16 protein-coding genes and 1 riboswitch are annotated in these 15,686 nt (G+C 36.9%); of the genes, 8 read left to right on the forward strand and 8 right to left on the reverse strand.

The window, feature by feature from the left end; translation table 11 throughout:
* Positions 1 to 2: 2 nt before the first annotated feature.
* The 4 genes from ACZ5R4_RS17705 to ACZ5R4_RS17720 form a co-directional block, all read right to left on the reverse strand.
* Entirely contained in the window at positions 3 to 911 is a 909-nt protein-coding gene (locus ACZ5R4_RS17705) for a sensor histidine kinase (RefSeq protein ID WP_054861060.1), read from the reverse strand.
* Between the two features lie 22 nt (positions 912 to 933).
* The gene (locus ACZ5R4_RS17710) at positions 934 to 1,701 is read right to left on the reverse strand and encodes an ABC transporter permease (RefSeq protein WP_464367735.1); all 768 of its coding nucleotides are present in this window, start codon (positions 1,699 to 1,701) and stop codon (positions 934 to 936) included.
* Positions 1,694 to 2,617: an ATP-binding cassette domain-containing protein gene (locus tag ACZ5R4_RS17715; RefSeq protein ID WP_109983088.1), complete on the reverse strand. Its 924-nt coding sequence runs from the start codon at positions 2,615 to 2,617 to the stop codon at positions 1,694 to 1,696. Before ACZ5R4_RS17715 ends, ACZ5R4_RS17710 begins: the two co-directional genes overlap by 8 nt.
* Positions 2,618 to 2,699: 82 nt before the next feature.
* The gene (locus ACZ5R4_RS17720) at positions 2,700 to 3,389 is read right to left on the reverse strand and encodes a response regulator transcription factor (protein WP_109983060.1); all 690 of its coding nucleotides are present in this window, start codon (positions 3,387 to 3,389) and stop codon (positions 2,700 to 2,702) included.
* Positions 3,390 to 3,641: 252 nt separating this feature from the next.
* Between ACZ5R4_RS17720 and ACZ5R4_RS17725 the strand changes: the two genes are divergently transcribed.
* The gene (locus ACZ5R4_RS17725; RefSeq protein ID WP_054788537.1) at positions 3,642 to 3,842 is read left to right on the forward strand and encodes a hypothetical protein; all 201 of its coding nucleotides are present in this window, start codon (positions 3,642 to 3,644) and stop codon (positions 3,840 to 3,842) included.
* Positions 3,843 to 4,796: 954 nt separating this feature from the next.
* The gene (locus ACZ5R4_RS17730; protein ID WP_146202418.1) at positions 4,797 to 5,075 is read left to right on the forward strand and encodes a hypothetical protein; all 279 of its coding nucleotides are present in this window, start codon (positions 4,797 to 4,799) and stop codon (positions 5,073 to 5,075) included.
* A gap of 19 nt (positions 5,076 to 5,094) precedes the next feature.
* Here ACZ5R4_RS17730 and ACZ5R4_RS17735 read toward each other — a convergent pair whose 3' ends face one another.
* On the reverse strand, positions 5,095 to 5,523 hold the full coding sequence (locus ACZ5R4_RS17735; protein ID WP_054861059.1) for a DUF2512 family protein: 429 nt from the start codon (positions 5,521 to 5,523) through the stop codon (positions 5,095 to 5,097).
* A gap of 285 nt (positions 5,524 to 5,808) precedes the next feature.
* Between ACZ5R4_RS17735 and ACZ5R4_RS17740 the strand changes: the two genes are divergently transcribed.
* From ACZ5R4_RS17740 to ACZ5R4_RS17755, 4 genes are all read left to right on the forward strand, one after another.
* A complete protein-coding gene (locus tag ACZ5R4_RS17740) occupies positions 5,809 to 8,508 on the forward strand; it encodes a choice-of-anchor I family protein (RefSeq protein WP_464367736.1) in 2,700 nt (899 codons plus the stop codon).
* 140 nt (positions 8,509 to 8,648) lie between these two features.
* Positions 8,649 to 10,199, forward strand: coding sequence for a Na+/H+ antiporter NhaC family protein (locus ACZ5R4_RS17745; protein WP_109983058.1), 1,551 nt, complete (start codon positions 8,649 to 8,651; stop codon positions 10,197 to 10,199).
* A riboswitch (guanidine-I (ykkC/yxkD leader) is annotated at positions 10,199 to 10,299 on the forward strand. (Overlaps the previous gene by 1 nt.)
* A gap of 47 nt (positions 10,300 to 10,346) precedes the next feature.
* Positions 10,347 to 10,688 (forward strand): DMT family transporter, encoded by a 342-nt coding sequence (locus ACZ5R4_RS17750; protein WP_054788542.1) that lies wholly within the window; start codon positions 10,347 to 10,349, stop codon positions 10,686 to 10,688.
* Positions 10,688 to 11,002 carry a DMT family transporter gene (locus ACZ5R4_RS17755; protein ID WP_054861056.1) on the forward strand — a complete coding sequence of 105 codons (315 nt, stop codon included), beginning with the start codon at positions 10,688 to 10,690 and terminating at the stop codon, positions 11,000 to 11,002. The genes ACZ5R4_RS17750 and ACZ5R4_RS17755 overlap by 1 nt, the downstream gene beginning before the upstream one ends.
* A 172-nt stretch (positions 11,003 to 11,174) precedes the next feature.
* On the opposite strand, the gene trhA is transcribed toward ACZ5R4_RS17755, so the two are convergent.
* The 3 genes from trhA to ACZ5R4_RS17770 form a co-directional block, all read right to left on the reverse strand.
* The gene (gene trhA / locus ACZ5R4_RS17760; protein WP_464367737.1) at positions 11,175 to 11,822 is read right to left on the reverse strand and encodes a PAQR family membrane homeostasis protein TrhA; all 648 of its coding nucleotides are present in this window, start codon (positions 11,820 to 11,822) and stop codon (positions 11,175 to 11,177) included.
* Positions 11,823 to 11,896: 74 nt separating this feature from the next.
* Positions 11,897 to 12,445 carry a PepSY domain-containing protein gene (locus tag ACZ5R4_RS17765; RefSeq protein ID WP_464367738.1) on the reverse strand — a complete coding sequence of 183 codons (549 nt, stop codon included), beginning with the start codon at positions 12,443 to 12,445 and terminating at the stop codon, positions 11,897 to 11,899.
* Positions 12,446 to 12,550: 105 nt separating this feature from the next.
* The gene (locus ACZ5R4_RS17770; protein ID WP_054861054.1) at positions 12,551 to 13,240 is read right to left on the reverse strand and encodes a polysaccharide deacetylase family protein; all 690 of its coding nucleotides are present in this window, start codon (positions 13,238 to 13,240) and stop codon (positions 12,551 to 12,553) included.
* A gap of 205 nt (positions 13,241 to 13,445) precedes the next feature.
* Between ACZ5R4_RS17770 and ACZ5R4_RS17775 the strand changes: the two genes are divergently transcribed.
* Together ACZ5R4_RS17775 and ACZ5R4_RS17780 are read left to right on the forward strand one after the other, a co-directional pair.
* Positions 13,446 to 15,020, forward strand: a complete 1,575-nt coding sequence (locus ACZ5R4_RS17775; RefSeq protein ID WP_464367739.1) for a glycoside hydrolase family 43 protein — start codon at positions 13,446 to 13,448, stop codon at positions 15,018 to 15,020.
* A gap of 12 nt (positions 15,021 to 15,032) precedes the next feature.
* Positions 15,033 to 15,683, forward strand: a complete 651-nt coding sequence (locus ACZ5R4_RS17780; protein ID WP_109983054.1) for a ThuA domain-containing protein — start codon at positions 15,033 to 15,035, stop codon at positions 15,681 to 15,683.
* Positions 15,684 to 15,686: the final 3 nt, after the last annotated feature.

The following is a 15,686-nucleotide window of genomic DNA, read 5'->3' on the forward strand; positions in this document are numbered from 1 at the left end:
GGTCATTTATTCTTTGCTAACTCCCATTCACAGATGATTGACAGCTGATCCTGATCTAAACGTCCAGAAATGGTCCCATTCATTTTTTTCATTAAAGCTTTGGCAATCGACAAGCCGAGTCCAGTGCTTTTGCCTGAACGGGACTGATCTGCCATATAAAATCGGTCAAACATTCGCTCGATATCCTTATCCGTTAATGAAGAGGCGTCATTTATAACTAGTAATCTTACTTTTGATTCTTTTTCTTCTAAACTAATCATAATAGTGCCATCTGAGTGGGTTATGGCATTGGAAATTAGATTTTCCATCACTCTCGTAACGGCTATTTCATCAGAGATAATGAATATATCCTGTTTTGGCAAATGAAGGATGGGTTCCATCCCTTTTTCACTAAAACGATCATAAAAGCTCATTAAGATATCAATGGTAAGGTTTCTCAAATTGATTGTTTTTGTTTCTAGTAGATGGTCCTTTGATTCGATAATGCTTAGCTCGAAAAAGTCATTTAACAATGCTTCCAATCTTTTGGCACGATTTTTTGCGGTGGTTAACCATTCTTTTTTTTCAAGATCTGTAGCGTTGTTGGATTCAGCCATCTGAATGTATCCTAAAATAGAAGTTAATGGTGTTCGTAAATCATGCGACATATTCGCAATTGCCTGTTGCTGCTCGTTTTCAAAATGAACTCTTTTTCTATACTCGTTCATGTACAAATCAATAAGCTTATTCATTTCGAATGCGAGGTTTTCGATATCTTGATCGAAAAGGGCTAAATCGATTTTTTTATTAGTTTTTCGATTACGATAGATTTGTAGCTGTTTGGTTAGCTTTTTCACTTCTTTTTTAAAAGCAATGAAGCGACTGAGTAAATAAATAGTTACACATAGTATAATGATGGTTACAACTAACATCTTCCCACCCGCTTACCTTTCATTATTTGATTTCTTTTCGGTTAAAAACAAACATTCCCCCGATAAGGATGACAATTAGTGATATGATGGCAATGACAATCGACTTTAGAATCTCACCGGTGGTCATAGAATAGTGGAAAACTTCACTAAATTGATAGAAGAAGCTATTCTCGTACAACAGCTGAATAACTGGATAGGTTAGAAATTTTTCGATGATAAACATTATAATGGATAATAACAGTGTAAAAATAATGGTTTGTCCACTATCTCCTGTACCAATAGCTATCCATAACACAACTGCTGTAAAACATAGAAATTGTAATGTAAATAAACTAAATGCTCTTCCTAGATACGTGAAATTGGAAAGGTTTATAAGGTCCCCGTGGCCAAATAGTAAGACTAAAATAATTGCTGTCAAAAGTGGTATTAGTATGGTCACGATAATAGAGCCAAGTGAAAAAACAAGATATTTCGCCATATAAATGTAGGCTCTATGATGACCACTTATTATTTGGTTTTTGATTACACCGCTTTGTGAAAACTCGGTTGAGACATGAAAACCAGCTAATGCACTGACGATGAAGCTAAACAGTAATGGTAAGGTAAAAGCCGATAATGCATTTAGTTCACTTAATTGTGCTCGATCAAACTCTGTTCCCGATAATTGCCACCAGTCTGTTATCACTAGAGAATGTAACAGTGTACTTAATCCTGTTATGATTATAATGAGTAACCAAAGCGTTTTGCTTTGTACTAATTTGAAAATTTCGACCCTGATTAAATTAGTCATGCTCTCCCCCTCCTATAAGCATGGAAAAATAGCCTTCCAGACTGTCCCCATTTTGTGAGAGATGCTGTATTACAAGCCCATTGTTTGTTAATGCACGCGAAACGGTAACGACATCCTCAAGATAAGCGTATAGTTTAATGGACCCATCTGGCATTACCTCAAAATCGTTCGTGGCTAATGTGTTTTCCAATACTGTAGCCCCTAGAGCTGGGCGATCGACTTTAATTCGTAAATGCTGTCTGCATTTTTCGTCCAGTTCTTCTGAGGAAAGTTCTTCTAACCGTTTTCCGTCATGGATGATACAGAAACTCGTTGCTAACTGATGGAGCTCACTTAATATGTGGCTTGAAATTAAAACCGTCAGTCCTTTTTCGCGATTTAATTTCTTTATTAATCTTCTCAGTTCGACAATTCCCATAGGGTCCAATCCATTAGTTGGTTCATCAAGAATTAAGAATTCTGGATCACTTAATAATGCCATTCCAAGCCCAAGCCTCTGCTTCATTCCAAGGGAAAAGTCCTTCACCTTTTTCTTACCAGTCTCCTTAAGATCCACAAGCTCTAATGTTTGATAAATACACTCTTTTCCAGGAACACCTTTTTGAAGTCTTTGGACCTCCAAGTTTTCAGTAGCAGTCATATTTGAGAACAGGGCTGGATTTTCGATAATCGCACCAATTCTTTTTTGTGCACTTCTTAAATATTTTGGATTATCGTTTCCAAATAACTCGATAGATCCACTTGTTGGAAAGGTGAGTCCAGTTACTAACCGTAACATCGTTGATTTTCCTGCACCATTCAAACCAATGAATCCATAAATTTCTCCTTTTCTGATCGTAATATCAATATCCTTCAGTGCGAAATGATTTTTGTACTTTTTGGAGAGTTTGTTGGTTCTTAAAATGTATTCATTCATCATGATTAGCCTCCCTGTCTCTACTAAAAATAGTATAAACATTAAACCATAAGAAAGGCTTAAGATAAACCTTAAGAAAACCTTAAGATTTCAGTCGATATCCCATTCCCCAAATAGTTTCTATATATTCTTCTTCTGGATTCGCCTTACTGAGCTTATGCCGTAAATTACTCATATGGACATTTATTGTATTATCATCCCCATGATAAGGTTCGTTCCATACACTTTCGAATAAATTCGATTTTGAAAAGACCTTTTGGGGAGATGACAAAAGAAGGGTTAATATCGCATATTCACGGACTGTCAAAGGTAGAGTAATATCATTCACTATTACTGATTTGGCATCTAAATCAATCTGGATATCTTTATACATCAACTTGCTTCTTCTATTTGTTTTATGACTATATCTATATCTTCGTAATAATGAATCAATACGGGCAGATACTTCTTCTACATCAAATGGCTTTGAAATAAAATCATCTGCACCAGCTCGAAGACTATTAATTTTTGTCTTTTGTTCATTTTTTGCTGAAATGATGATGACAGGAATAGATCTCTTAAACATGATTTCTAGGATTTCTTCTCCATTCATGCCTGGAAGCATTAAATCTAGCAGTACCAAATCCCATTTTTGCTTATCTAAATAGATCATTGCCTCTGTACCAGAATAAGCAGGTTGTGGGAAATAGCTGCTTTTTTTAATAATTTTGCATAAAAGCTGGTTAATATCATTATCATCCTCTACTACTAATATGTTAATGTGCTGGTCCACTTATGTTCCCCTTTCTTTTTACTAAGAAAATCATTTATATTTCAGCTTCAGTTTACCATGATAAAATAGAGAAATCTCTAGAAAAGTAATGATGCCATCAACTGGATTTTGGAAGCTGAGTATTGTTAAGCAAGCCCTTACTTTTCTTTTAATGAAAGGAATCATACTCTGGTGAACATTTTTTGTTTTCAGATATGTTTATAATACCTTTGCAGTTATAATAACATTGTCACTATAAAGATGGAGGATTTAATGGGGGATATTGGAAGTGAGTTATTGTTTATTTGGGACCGAGTAAATGACTGGTTAAAATTTGGAGAGACTAAAAACACTGGTATTTTAATATTTTCTGGTGCTACTATTGCAGCATTGATGAGTGTGTTAGGATCTTCTTTAAAAATTACTATAGAACGGAAAATAGGAATTTATACAGATATAGGCTTTCTTATATAGCCTGTCTGTTTACAATTTACTCGTTTATTCCAAATACGGAAGAAAAATTTTAAAAGTTGGAGGTAATGATATGAATTCAGATCGAAATATTACTTTCTCATCTGTATTGTTCGTAGTGGGATATTGTTTAGGTATTTTGGTATTTTTATATCAGGTATTTATATCATCTGACATCCCTATTTCATTTACAACAACAGAAGCTCTGCAAGTTCAAATTCTTCATTTTATTTCTACCTTTTTTATCTTTGTTGCATATTTTTCATCTAACAATAAAATCTTACATTATATAATGCTAGGTTTTATTACAATAGCCCTAGTGATTCAGATTATAATTAATAGGAATATGATGCTTCACGAACAAACAGCGGTAGTAATTTTAAGTTTAGCACCATTACTACACTTATCACTTCTTTTACTAACTTTGATTTATAAGTTCTGTCTAAGGAGTTTCTCTCAAAAAAGGGATTAAAAGAGTTACATATTTACTATTAGATACTAAACCTAATTTCAATCTTAAAGAAATGAAATTAGGTTTTTATTTGCTAAATAATATCTGAAATCCCTTTTTTGTCTATCGATTCCTCTGATAGTAGCACCTTTTTTACATTTGCTCATATAAATTAATTGCTGCATAGTAAAACCTAAACTTTACCAGAAAAAATAACTCATATGGTTGTTTTTTTCGAATTGTAACTTCCTTTAAGTGTAAGTAAGAATAAAAGAGAGGAGTTAAATGGGAATAGTGTATTTCGAAAGAGAACGCACAGAATTTGACGGCAGCTTAAGTAAAAGGTTTACAAGCTACTTTTGGTACATGGAGTATTAGTGGTATTTCCTAATGATTTACAGCAATTGAAATTGTTGGACATGCTGATCTTGATGTTTTGGTAGCTGCAACTAAAACATTTAATCTTCCGGACAGTGTCCAAAACACTCTAGATAAAATAGATAAGCATGCAAATTGGGCTGACATTGGCACCGACAGTGAAGACAAGACTGCTGGCTTTGAGATTACCTAGCTACAGTGATGCCTGCATTTGCCATTTCTCATTATTAAGTTATTATTCTGTCTTTGTTTTGAAAAGTCATGGTCTGGACTTTATTTTTAAATCGCTAGAAGTGTTAAGCAGATATTTGGCCGGAGTTCAGCCAATAGCAAAGATGATTGCTACAAATGGATTCCCAGAAGGCTGGAGAGTGAGGGCCGAGCAAATTGCCAACTGGATACCATAAGAAAAAAAGATGAGGACCTCTAGTCATTTTCCTCATCTTTTTCTATAATTTCCTGACTAGACTCCGTTAGGTAAGCTTGGCTGGAAAAGTTAGGTTTAGATTTTCTTGCTGCATAACGTAATCTTATATGAACAAATGGCTCAAGTATTGTCAAAAAAGTGGCCCCCATTAGTGGAATGCCGTATGTTTCTAATATATCAGCAAATAAGAAAAAGTCACAAGAGATCCATAATAGCAATAAATAGAGAGGAAAATCGATAATGGTAGCCGTGATACTACTTACTTTTCGTAGAATAACTAAATCACCAATTAAAAAGGAAACAGCAAAAACAAATAGGGTGATTCCTATCATACTACGTAGATTTGCTTCACTAAAAATAGCAAGCAATGACAATATGGTAATAACTGTAAATAACAATTTTAATCCGATTGCTCTCCAAAACTCCATTTCTTCACCTCTTCTTCCCAATCTGTCTCACACATTATAATGTGTTTTAAAGAAAGGAAATATACATCCTCTTCTAAATAAACTACGTATTGTGACAATATTCCCCAGGAAATAATTCCATCATTTAATTTTGTCGAGAATGAAATGAATATCTTGAATAATCTTTCGCGTAGATGAATGAGGAATTTCCTTGTTCTTTACAAATATTTTACTTTTTCTACATAATAGCTTCATTTTCGAGCGTTAAAATTGTAGAGATATATGAAATAGAGGAGTGGAGCTTTTATGTTGAAATTCTTTCGTGCTCTCATCGTTAGTTGTCTGTTTTTTACTATCTTTACTTTCAAGCCACTCATGATAAATGCAGCAGAGAATGAATTAAGTTATTATTCGGATAAGGAACAGTCGCTAGCGGTTAATTTTATCGGAAGGTATAACAGTGGTGCCCCGATCGATGATGGTGGAACAGAAATAGTGGCATATGATCCTACAACTAAACATGCTTTTTCGGTTAATGGTTCTGAGAAATCATTAGACATCATGGATTTGTCTGTACTCGGTGAAGGTAAGAAGGAAATCCCTTTGCTAAAGAGGATTACCTTAAGTGATTTAGGGATTGAAGCCGGTGATGTTACAAGCGTGGTAAACGATCCAGCTGGTCGCTTTATTGCGATAAGCGTTCCTGCAGTGAATAAAGTAAATCCAGGCCATGTTGTTTTTTTGACTACATCCGGTGATGTCCTAACAACAGTAGAAGTTGGAGCTTTACCAGATATGGTCACAATTACCCCTGATGGAAAAAAGGTTTTAGTTGCTAATGAAGGAGAGCCGAGTGATGATTATTCAGTAAACCCTGAAGGCTCTGTAAGCATTATTGATGTGTCAGGTGGAGTGAAAAAGGGTGTGGAGCTAAAAGTCACTACTGCAAGATTTTCTAACCAAATAGTGGAAGAGGATGTTCGAAAGGTACACCCTGAAAGTACATATGCGGAGGATCTTGAACCAGAATACATTGTCGTAGAGCCAACAAGTGATTATGCTTATATTGTTTTACAGGAAGCAAATGCCATGGCCAAGCTAAATCTAATAACAGGAAAATTTACTACAGTGAAAAGCCTTGGGTATAAGGATTATTCTATTTCATCCAATCAATTAGATGGTTCCGATAAAGATGATCAGGTCAATATCCGTAATTGGCCGGTTCTATCCCTTTATCAGCCGGATGGAATGGATTTGATCGAAATAAACGGAAAATCCTATATCCTAACAGCAAATGAAGGGGATGCCCAGGATTGGGATGCTTTTTCAGAGGAAGCTCGTGTGAAGGATTTACAGGATAAATATGAGCTTCGTGGAGACCTATATCAAGGTTATACACAAAAGGAATTAGATAGCTTAGTCGAAAATGGATTGTTTGAAGAAGAGCAGCTTGGTCGTTTAAAAACCTCTATTTCTCATCCAATGAATGAAACTGGTAAGTACGAAGCGATCTATGGCTTTGGCGGACGCTCTTTTTCCTTATGGAGTGCAGATACGCTGGAACTCGTATATGATAGTGGATCTGAGTTTGAACGATATATAGCCGAATTTAACCCAACCTATTTTCATTCGAATAATGATGACGATAGCTTTGAATCGAGGAGTGATGATAAAGGCGTAGAACCAGAAAGTGTCATCACTGGGCGTGTTAATGGAACAGATTATGCCTTCATCGGTTTAGAGCGTCAAGGTGGCATCATGGTGTATGATTTAACAAATCCAAATGCGCCAACTTTTGATTCCTATTTTACAACAAGAAATTTTCAGTCATTAGATATGGAGGTAACAAGGGATAGTGGAGATATTGCACCAGAGGGATTGACCTTTATTCCTGGAGAGAAAAGTCCAACAGGGAATCCAGTTTTATTAGTTGCACATGAAGTTAGTGGAACGATAGCAGCTTATGAACTGGGAAAGAGCTCAGATGCCAGCCTAGAAGATTTGAAGCTAGATAATGGAAAGCTTACGCCAAGCTTTTCTCCTGATGTAAAAAAATATGAGGTAGAAGTAGCAGAGACAATCGAAGAACTGACCCTTTCTCCAATTGCTCATTCCAGTTCCGCAACGGTTACGATAAATGGAGAAAAAGATCTCACAAAAGTTCAGAAGCTAGCACCGGGCGATAATTTTTTCCAGATCGAGGTAACGGCAGAAGACGGCACAAAAGAGCTATATGAGTTACATGTAACGAGATTAGCAAGCTTCATTACGACAGATCTTGTATCAGAAAAGGATGGGTTTTTTCTACAAGAGGAAGCCACCAATAATTTAGCTGACAATGGAGTGCTAGAGTTACATGTACCAGTGGAAAAGGACCAGACAAAAGTTGTCTCTTCACCAGAACAGTTGAAGAGGTTAAAGGATAGAAATAGTCAAGTTCATATTATAAAACCGGATGTTCGTTTGAAATTTGATTTGAAATCGTTCCAGACAGATAAGTCGCTAACCTTGTATATGAACAAAGTTAAAGCATCCGAGCTTGAAAAAGCAGAGCAAGCGGAGACAAATGTGTATGAGGTAATATTTGAACAAGAAGGTCAAGCTGTTACATCGCTATTTCAACTATCCTTTTTACTAGAAGACCCAGATCAAGATCATCAAATATACCATTGGGATCAAAACTCCTCTTCCTGGAAGGAAATGGGCGGTGTGATAGACCAGAGCTGGCTTACAGTAGATAGTACCCGATTAGCGAAGTTTGCTGTTTTTTTACCAGAAAATCTTATGGAATCGACCAATCAGGTAGCACAAGAAAAAAAGGAAGAACCGATAGTGAAGAATGAAGAAAACAAAACGGATAAAGTGACGTCAGAGGAGCATTACCTTCCTAATACTGCTACATTTACGTATAACTGGTTGTTAATTGGTGGATTGATACTTGTGATCGGGATTAGTCTTGTTATTCTAACAGCTGCTAGAAGAAAAAGAATCGAGCAAGAAAAGTAAAAAACAGATGACATATGGATAAGAAATTGGTACACTATAAAAAGTAAAATTATATGATAGATAAAACAGTGATAGAATAAATACTATTGCTGTTTTTTTTTCTGTATCAATTGGAATGAAAGAACGTGGAGGTTATCAATTTGGAAGGAACACTTTATTCATTAATTCCTGCAGTATTAATGCTTGTATTAGTCCTGTGGACAAGGAAATTATTATTATCATTAGGAACAGGCATCATCGTTGGTGCATTACTCATACATGATTTCGATATTCTTCTTGCGATACAACAAATATGGCTTGTGTTTCGTGATATTTTTTATACTACAGATGGATGGAATGTTGGGAATTTTTATTTATTAGTTTTTCTCATCCTGCTTGGTATCATGACCGTTTTTATGACGGCATCTGGTGGAAGCAAGGCCTTCGGGGATTGGGCAATAAATAAAATCAAAACACGAAAAAATGCACAAATTATGCCATTTGCATTAGGGATCCTTATTTTCATTGATGATTATTTCAATAGCTTGGCAGTAGGGCAAATAGCTAGACCTGTCACCGATCGTCATAAAATATCCCGCGCGAAGCTTGCTTATTTTATTGATTCGACCTCCGCACCTGTAACGGTTATTACACCGATATCCAGCTGGGGCGCTTATATTATTGGCACACTAGGCTCTATTTTTGTCGCAAACGAAATCGTCGAATATCAGCCATTAGAGGCATTTGTGAAAATGATTCCTTATAATATTTATGCACTAGTAGCGATCGTGTTCGTTCTTCTTGTAGCCTTATTGAATATTAATATAGGGGCAATGAAAAAACATGAGAAGCGCGCTCTTCGTACTGGAGAAGTGTTAGATCCTGCAAAGAATATAGCCGCAGTACAAGCAAAGGAAGTTCATATTTTCAATAAGCATGGAAAAATAATCGATCTTGTTATTCCTATTGCCGTTCTTATTGTTGCAACGGTTGCAGCTATGTTAGTAACGGGCAAAATGGCATTAGATGAAGAGGCAACGGTGCTCAAGCTTTTTGAAAATACGAACGTGAATCTCTCGTTATTTGTTGGAGGATTATTTTCTGTAATAACAGCATTGTTGCTCTATTTACGATTACCAAACCGCCAGCTTTCTATTGCGAAAATTAGCTGGAAGGGCACACTGTCCATGATGCCAGCAATTTATATTTTAGTATTAGCATGGATGATTGGTGCCATCATTGAAATTATTGATACTGGTGGTTTCTTGGCGCAATTAATCGATAAGGTTGCCTTTAATCCTGACTATTTAGCTTTATTATTATTTATTCTAGCCGGATTTATGGCATTAGCCACTGGGACATCATGGGGAACTTTTGGAATTATGCTTCCGATCGCCGCACAAATAGCTGTTTTATATGATGTATCTTATGTGATCCCTGCAATGGCAGCAGTGCTTGCAGGCTCTGTCTTTGGAGATCATTGTTCACCAATCTCTGATACGTCGATCTTATCCTCAACCGGTGCTGGTTCGGATCACATGGATCATGTAATCACCCAACTACCATATGCCTTTATCAGTGCATTAGCGGCTGGAATCGGCTATTTATTCTTAGGAATAACCGATCAAATTGGCATTGCTTTACTTATGGCTTTTGTTACGATACTATTATTTGTAGTTTGGTTTATTTGGAATAAAAGACAAAGTGAATAAATAAGGTCTTCTAGGGTTCCGCAATAAAAATTGGTCAGGTCCGAGAGAAGACACACAGCTGCTGCTAGCTGTGACACGGAGGGATAAAAGCCTGGGAGATGAATCAATCTCTTAGGCTTTTTTATTTTAAGAAGAGGGGGTTTTTTTATGTATAAGGAATGGTTAAAGGTTTTTATTGCAGCAATTTTCGAGGTAATATGGGTGATTGGTTTAAAACATGCGGATAGTGTTCTGGAGTGGTCAGGCACATTTGTTGCTATTGTTATCAGCTTTTATTTTCTGATAATGAGTGGACAAAAGCTTCCTGCAGGTACGAGCTATGCAGTGTTTGTTGGGCTCGGGACAGCAGGAACTGTTTCCATGGAGATGCTCGTTTTTGGCGGAGAATTCCATCTCGGAAAGATTTTGCTTATTGTGCTTCTTTTAGTGGGAGTAATTGGTTTGAAAATAACGACAGATCAGCATGCGGATAAAGGAGGAGAAGCGTAATGGACTGGATTATACTTGTTCTTTCAGGTTTATTCGAAACAGCGGGTGTGATGATGATTAGCAGATGGCATATGACGAAAAAGGGATTCGATTTATTGGGGATGATCGTAAGCTTTATGATTAGCTTTGTTGGCTTAACCTATGCTCTAGAAACGATCTCCATGGGTACCGCTTATGCAATTTGGACAGGAATAGGTGCAGCAGGTGGAGTACTAGTTGGTATGTTGTTCTTTCATGAACCGAAGGATAGAAAACGAATCTTCTTCCTTTTATTAATCATCGGATCGGTTGTTGGCTTGAAATTGATTTCTTGATTAAGGGCGTTTAAGGGGGAGCAGGGGGTTGGTCTATTAGGGGCGAGATAACCAAGATAATAATGGTTGTATCAAACGATCAAACGAGATAACCAAAATAAAAATAACAAACGATGCTCTGAGTAAAAAAATACTCCCTTCAGCTATCTAAAGGGAGTGTAACAGCAGCATTTTAATAAAGTGGTAAAACATATAATAGTACACTAAAGAAGTGTGTAATGCTACCACCTAATACAAATAAATGCCAAATTGCATGATGGTATTTGAAGCCTCGCCAAACATAGAAGACAGCCCCAACTGTGTACAGCACACCGCCGATAATTAAAAGCATTAACCCATTGGGATGTAGGTTGTTGACAAGTGGTGGCCATACAAATACAATTAGCCAGCCCATCAGAACATAAAGAAGGGTAGAAATCATTAAAAATTTCTTGACGAAAAACACCTTGAAAACAGTCCCGCCAATGGCTAGCCCCCAAATGACGCCAAAAAGTGTCCAGCCTTCCCAGCCTTTAACAATGATGAATAAGAATGGGGTGTAAGATCCGGCAATAAAAAAATAAATCGAAGAATGATCCAGTATTTCAAAAATATTTTTCGCTCTTCCCTTTGGTAAGCTATGTACAAGAGTCGAGGATGTATAAAGTAATACCATCGTCACACCAAATAAAGTAAAGCTAACAATATGCCATGGTGTTCCGAATAGTGAGGCATTTACGATCAAAATGACTAATCCCGCAATACTTAATACCATTCCAATGCCATGGGTAATAGCATTGGCGATTTCTTCTCCTAGCGTAAATTCATGTGTAGATCCCATTATTTGCTTCCTTTCTCTACTTTCTCTATCCTATTATCTTCCTATCTAGAGTGGAATGCAAATAGATCGCTATCCTAAGAAATAAATCCACTGTATACTTGGTCATTTTCCATTAGATCAATAATTTTTAGAAAATGCTCCTCTTTTTTGTAGATGATTTTGTACCGTTTCTCTTTATCCCCATTGACAAGAAACATAATTCGACTCCCGGGATTATCTTTTTCCAAATGGAATGTTAATCCGTTTGTGTCGACTTGTTCGACGACTGTACTATACTCAGTAAAGGATGTTAGATTGGCTGGCTTATTTGGATAATGCGTATCATCATACTCTTCTGCATCTTCCTTGGTACGATCCTGTGATTTCAGTAGTTTTCCAGTAGAGGCATCGACTTGAAATTCATATTCACCGGTTCTGCTTTCGATTTCTATTTCGTAATAATGATCATCCTCTTCGAAGGAAAGGTCAACCTCCTCGATAAATCCGTCAGCCTGCGCAAATGCTGTTTTCAAAGCTTGTTCGGCCGTTATCGCTTCCTGATTATCAGTGGAAGCCCATGCAATCGTGACTCCACCAAAAATAACGGTTGTGACAGCTGCTCCTACTAATAGTACTTTTTTCATGTTTTCTTCCTCCTTCATTTCTATTCATCTTCACTATACCTTTTAGAAATGAGAGAAGAATAAGAGAAAAATGAGAATTTGATTAGAATTCACAATTAGTCTATCTTATAAATTCTGCAATTCATCCACTGTAATAAAGGAGTAGCCTTGACTCGTTAATAATTGAAGGATTTCTTCCAATAGCTGAAGCTCTTCACCTGATTGATCATACATCGGGTGTAAAAGGATAATGGAGCCTGGTTCTATTTTTTCTTGCACATACGCTAACTTATCCTCTGCTGTATCTGGTTCTATGTTCCATGTAATCGTTTCTCGATCGTGCTTCGATAAATAATAGGGTAGACCGAAAAGCTTTTTGCCAAAAGGAGGACGGAAATCAATTTCTTCTTGATAGCCTGCCTCGCGAATTAATTGATCTGTCTTCGTTATTTCCTGCTTAATAAATTGTTGTGATTGGAATATCATTCTTTCATGAGAAAAGGTGTGATTTCCAATTTGATGGCCAGCCTCTACAATTTTTCTAGTTTGTTGTGGGTTGTTCTTCATATCCTTCCCTATTAAAAAGAACGTAGCTTTTGCTTGATAATCATCCAATAATGCGAGAATAGCATCTACCTTTTCAGTCGGCCCATCATCAAAGGTTAGAGCCACCACCAACTCATCTGTTTCTACTTGATTGGTTAGTCCTCCAAAAATCTGAAAACTTCTTGCATTCATAAGGTAATAGGCTGAAGCAAACAGAAGGCATACTATTCCAATAAAACAACAGACTATCAGCGTGATTTTTCGTTTCATCCTATCGCTTCCTTTTTATTTTTATTATATTATAAGTTCTAGTTTGGTAGGATAGTACATAAAATAAAAAAAATTCGTCATAAATATGGCAAAATAGTTTGTTGTTTGGATAAACTTAGTTATAATAGAATATAGAAAAACAGATAGAACCATGATAAAATATGATAACGCTATCAATTAGAGGCGGAAGGAAGGAGAGTCAACCATGAAAATGATTCAAAATCCTGTATTACTTGGGTTTAATCCGGATCCATCGATACTTCGAGTAGAGGATAATTATTACATAGCTGTATCTACTTTTGAATGGTTTCCAGGTGTACAAATTTATCATTCTAGGGACTTAGTGAACTGGGAACTGATAGGTTATCCTCTTACACGTTCCTCCCAGCTTAACATGCTAGGAAATTTGAACTCAGGCGGTGTTTGGGCACCATGTCTTTCCTATTCAGCTGGAACTTATTATCTTATTTTTACGGATGTGAAGAGTAGAAAGGGAGCATTTAAGGATACCCATAACTATTTAGTGACAGCAGAAAGTATTACAGGGCCATGGTCAGACCCGATTTATCTAAATAGTAGTGGCTTTGATCCATCCTTATTCCATGATGAGGATGGGAAGAAGTGGTTAGTCAATATGATTTGGGATCATCGCAAGGGCACGAACTCTTTTGCGGGTATTGCTCTACAGGAATATTCCGTTAAAGAGCAAAAATTAGTCGGACCAATACGAAATATCTTTAAAGGGACAGAGTTAAGAAAAACGGAAGCACCACACGTATACAAAAGAAATGGCTACTACTATTTATTAACAGCCGAAGGTGGCACAGAATATGATCATGCAGCAACAATGGCTCGCTCTCGATCGCTTTTTGGTCCATATGAGGTGGATCCAATGAACCCGATCTTAACCTCTGATAAGTCTGATGAAGATCAGCTGCAAAAAGCGGGACATGGTTGCTTGGTCGAAACACAAAATGGAGAATGGTATATGGCACATTTATGTGGGCGACCTGTGATCGATAAAAAATGTATTTTAGGTAGAGAAACGGCTATACAAAAATGCTACTGGACAGACGATGATTGGCTTCGTATCGAAAATGGTCCAAACCCAAGCAAGGAAGTACCGGCACCTGATCTGCCAGTGTCAGAAGCAGCAACCATTCCGCTTCACGATGATTTTAATGAAGAGACACTAGCTTTACATTGGAATGCATTAAGAAGGACTTTTGAAGAAAAATGGTATTCGCTTAAAGACCGTCCTGGTTATCTCCGTCTATATGGGGAAGAATCGATGAATTCGTTTCATCGTCAGAGTATGGTAATGAGGCGACTTGAGCATTTCCAAGTAGAATTAGAGACCTCTGTAGAATTTGAACCAGAAAATTTTCAGCAAATGGCAGGATTGATGATTCATTATGATACAGAGGATCATGTGTATTTACGCATAACAGAACACGAAACCTTAGGAAAATGTATTGGAATCATCGAAACAAAATATGGAAGCTATGATGAATTGCTAGAAAAGGATATCGCACTTCCTAACGATCAACCAATCTATTTAAAAGCAGTCATTCATGATCATTTATTACAATTTTACTACCGATTAGATACAGATGAATGGCAGCAGATTGGCGAAAAAATAGACATTGGTCACTTATCAGACGACGATTCTGATTATGTACGATTTACAGGAACGTTTGTCGGTATGGCCGCACAGGATCTGAGTGGACAGCATAAAAAAGCTGATTTTGATTATTTTAACTATAATATTTTAACATAGGAGGTAATTTTCTTGAAAAAAGCATTAATCTTTCAAGGTGGTTGGGAAGGACATGAACCAAAACAAGTAGCAGATATACTAGCAGGTTTATTGGAAGAAAAGGATTTTCAGGTTAAAATCACGGATACGTTAGAGACACTGAAAGAAGATGATCTGACAGAATATGATTTGATTGTACCAAACTGGACACAAGGTACAATCGAACAGGATCAGCTACAGCCGTTATTGAAAGCGGTTGAACAAGGCACAGGATTGGCAGGACTTCATGGTGGAATGGGTGATTCCTTTCGGATGGAGGTAGACTATCAATTTATGGTTGGTGGCCAATGGGTCGCACACCCTGGTAATGATGGAGTAGAATACAAGGTGCATATCAAGGATCCAGATCATCCGTTAACAGAAGGAATGGAGGATTTTACAGTAGTATCTGAGCAATATTATATGCATGTTGATCCGGCCATTCATGTTCATGCTACGACTCGTTTCCCTGTTGCAGAAGGACCATATCAAACAAATGGAGAAGTGGATATGCCAGTTGTATGGACGAAAAAATGGGGAGAGGGAAAGGTTTATTACTGTGGATTAGGTCATGTCGCGGAAATTGTCAAAATGCCAGAGGTACTTCAATTAATGCAAAGAGGTATGACTTGGGCAAGCAGATAGGAG

It is taken from the genome of Gracilibacillus sp. JCM 18860 (assembly GCF_055395245.1).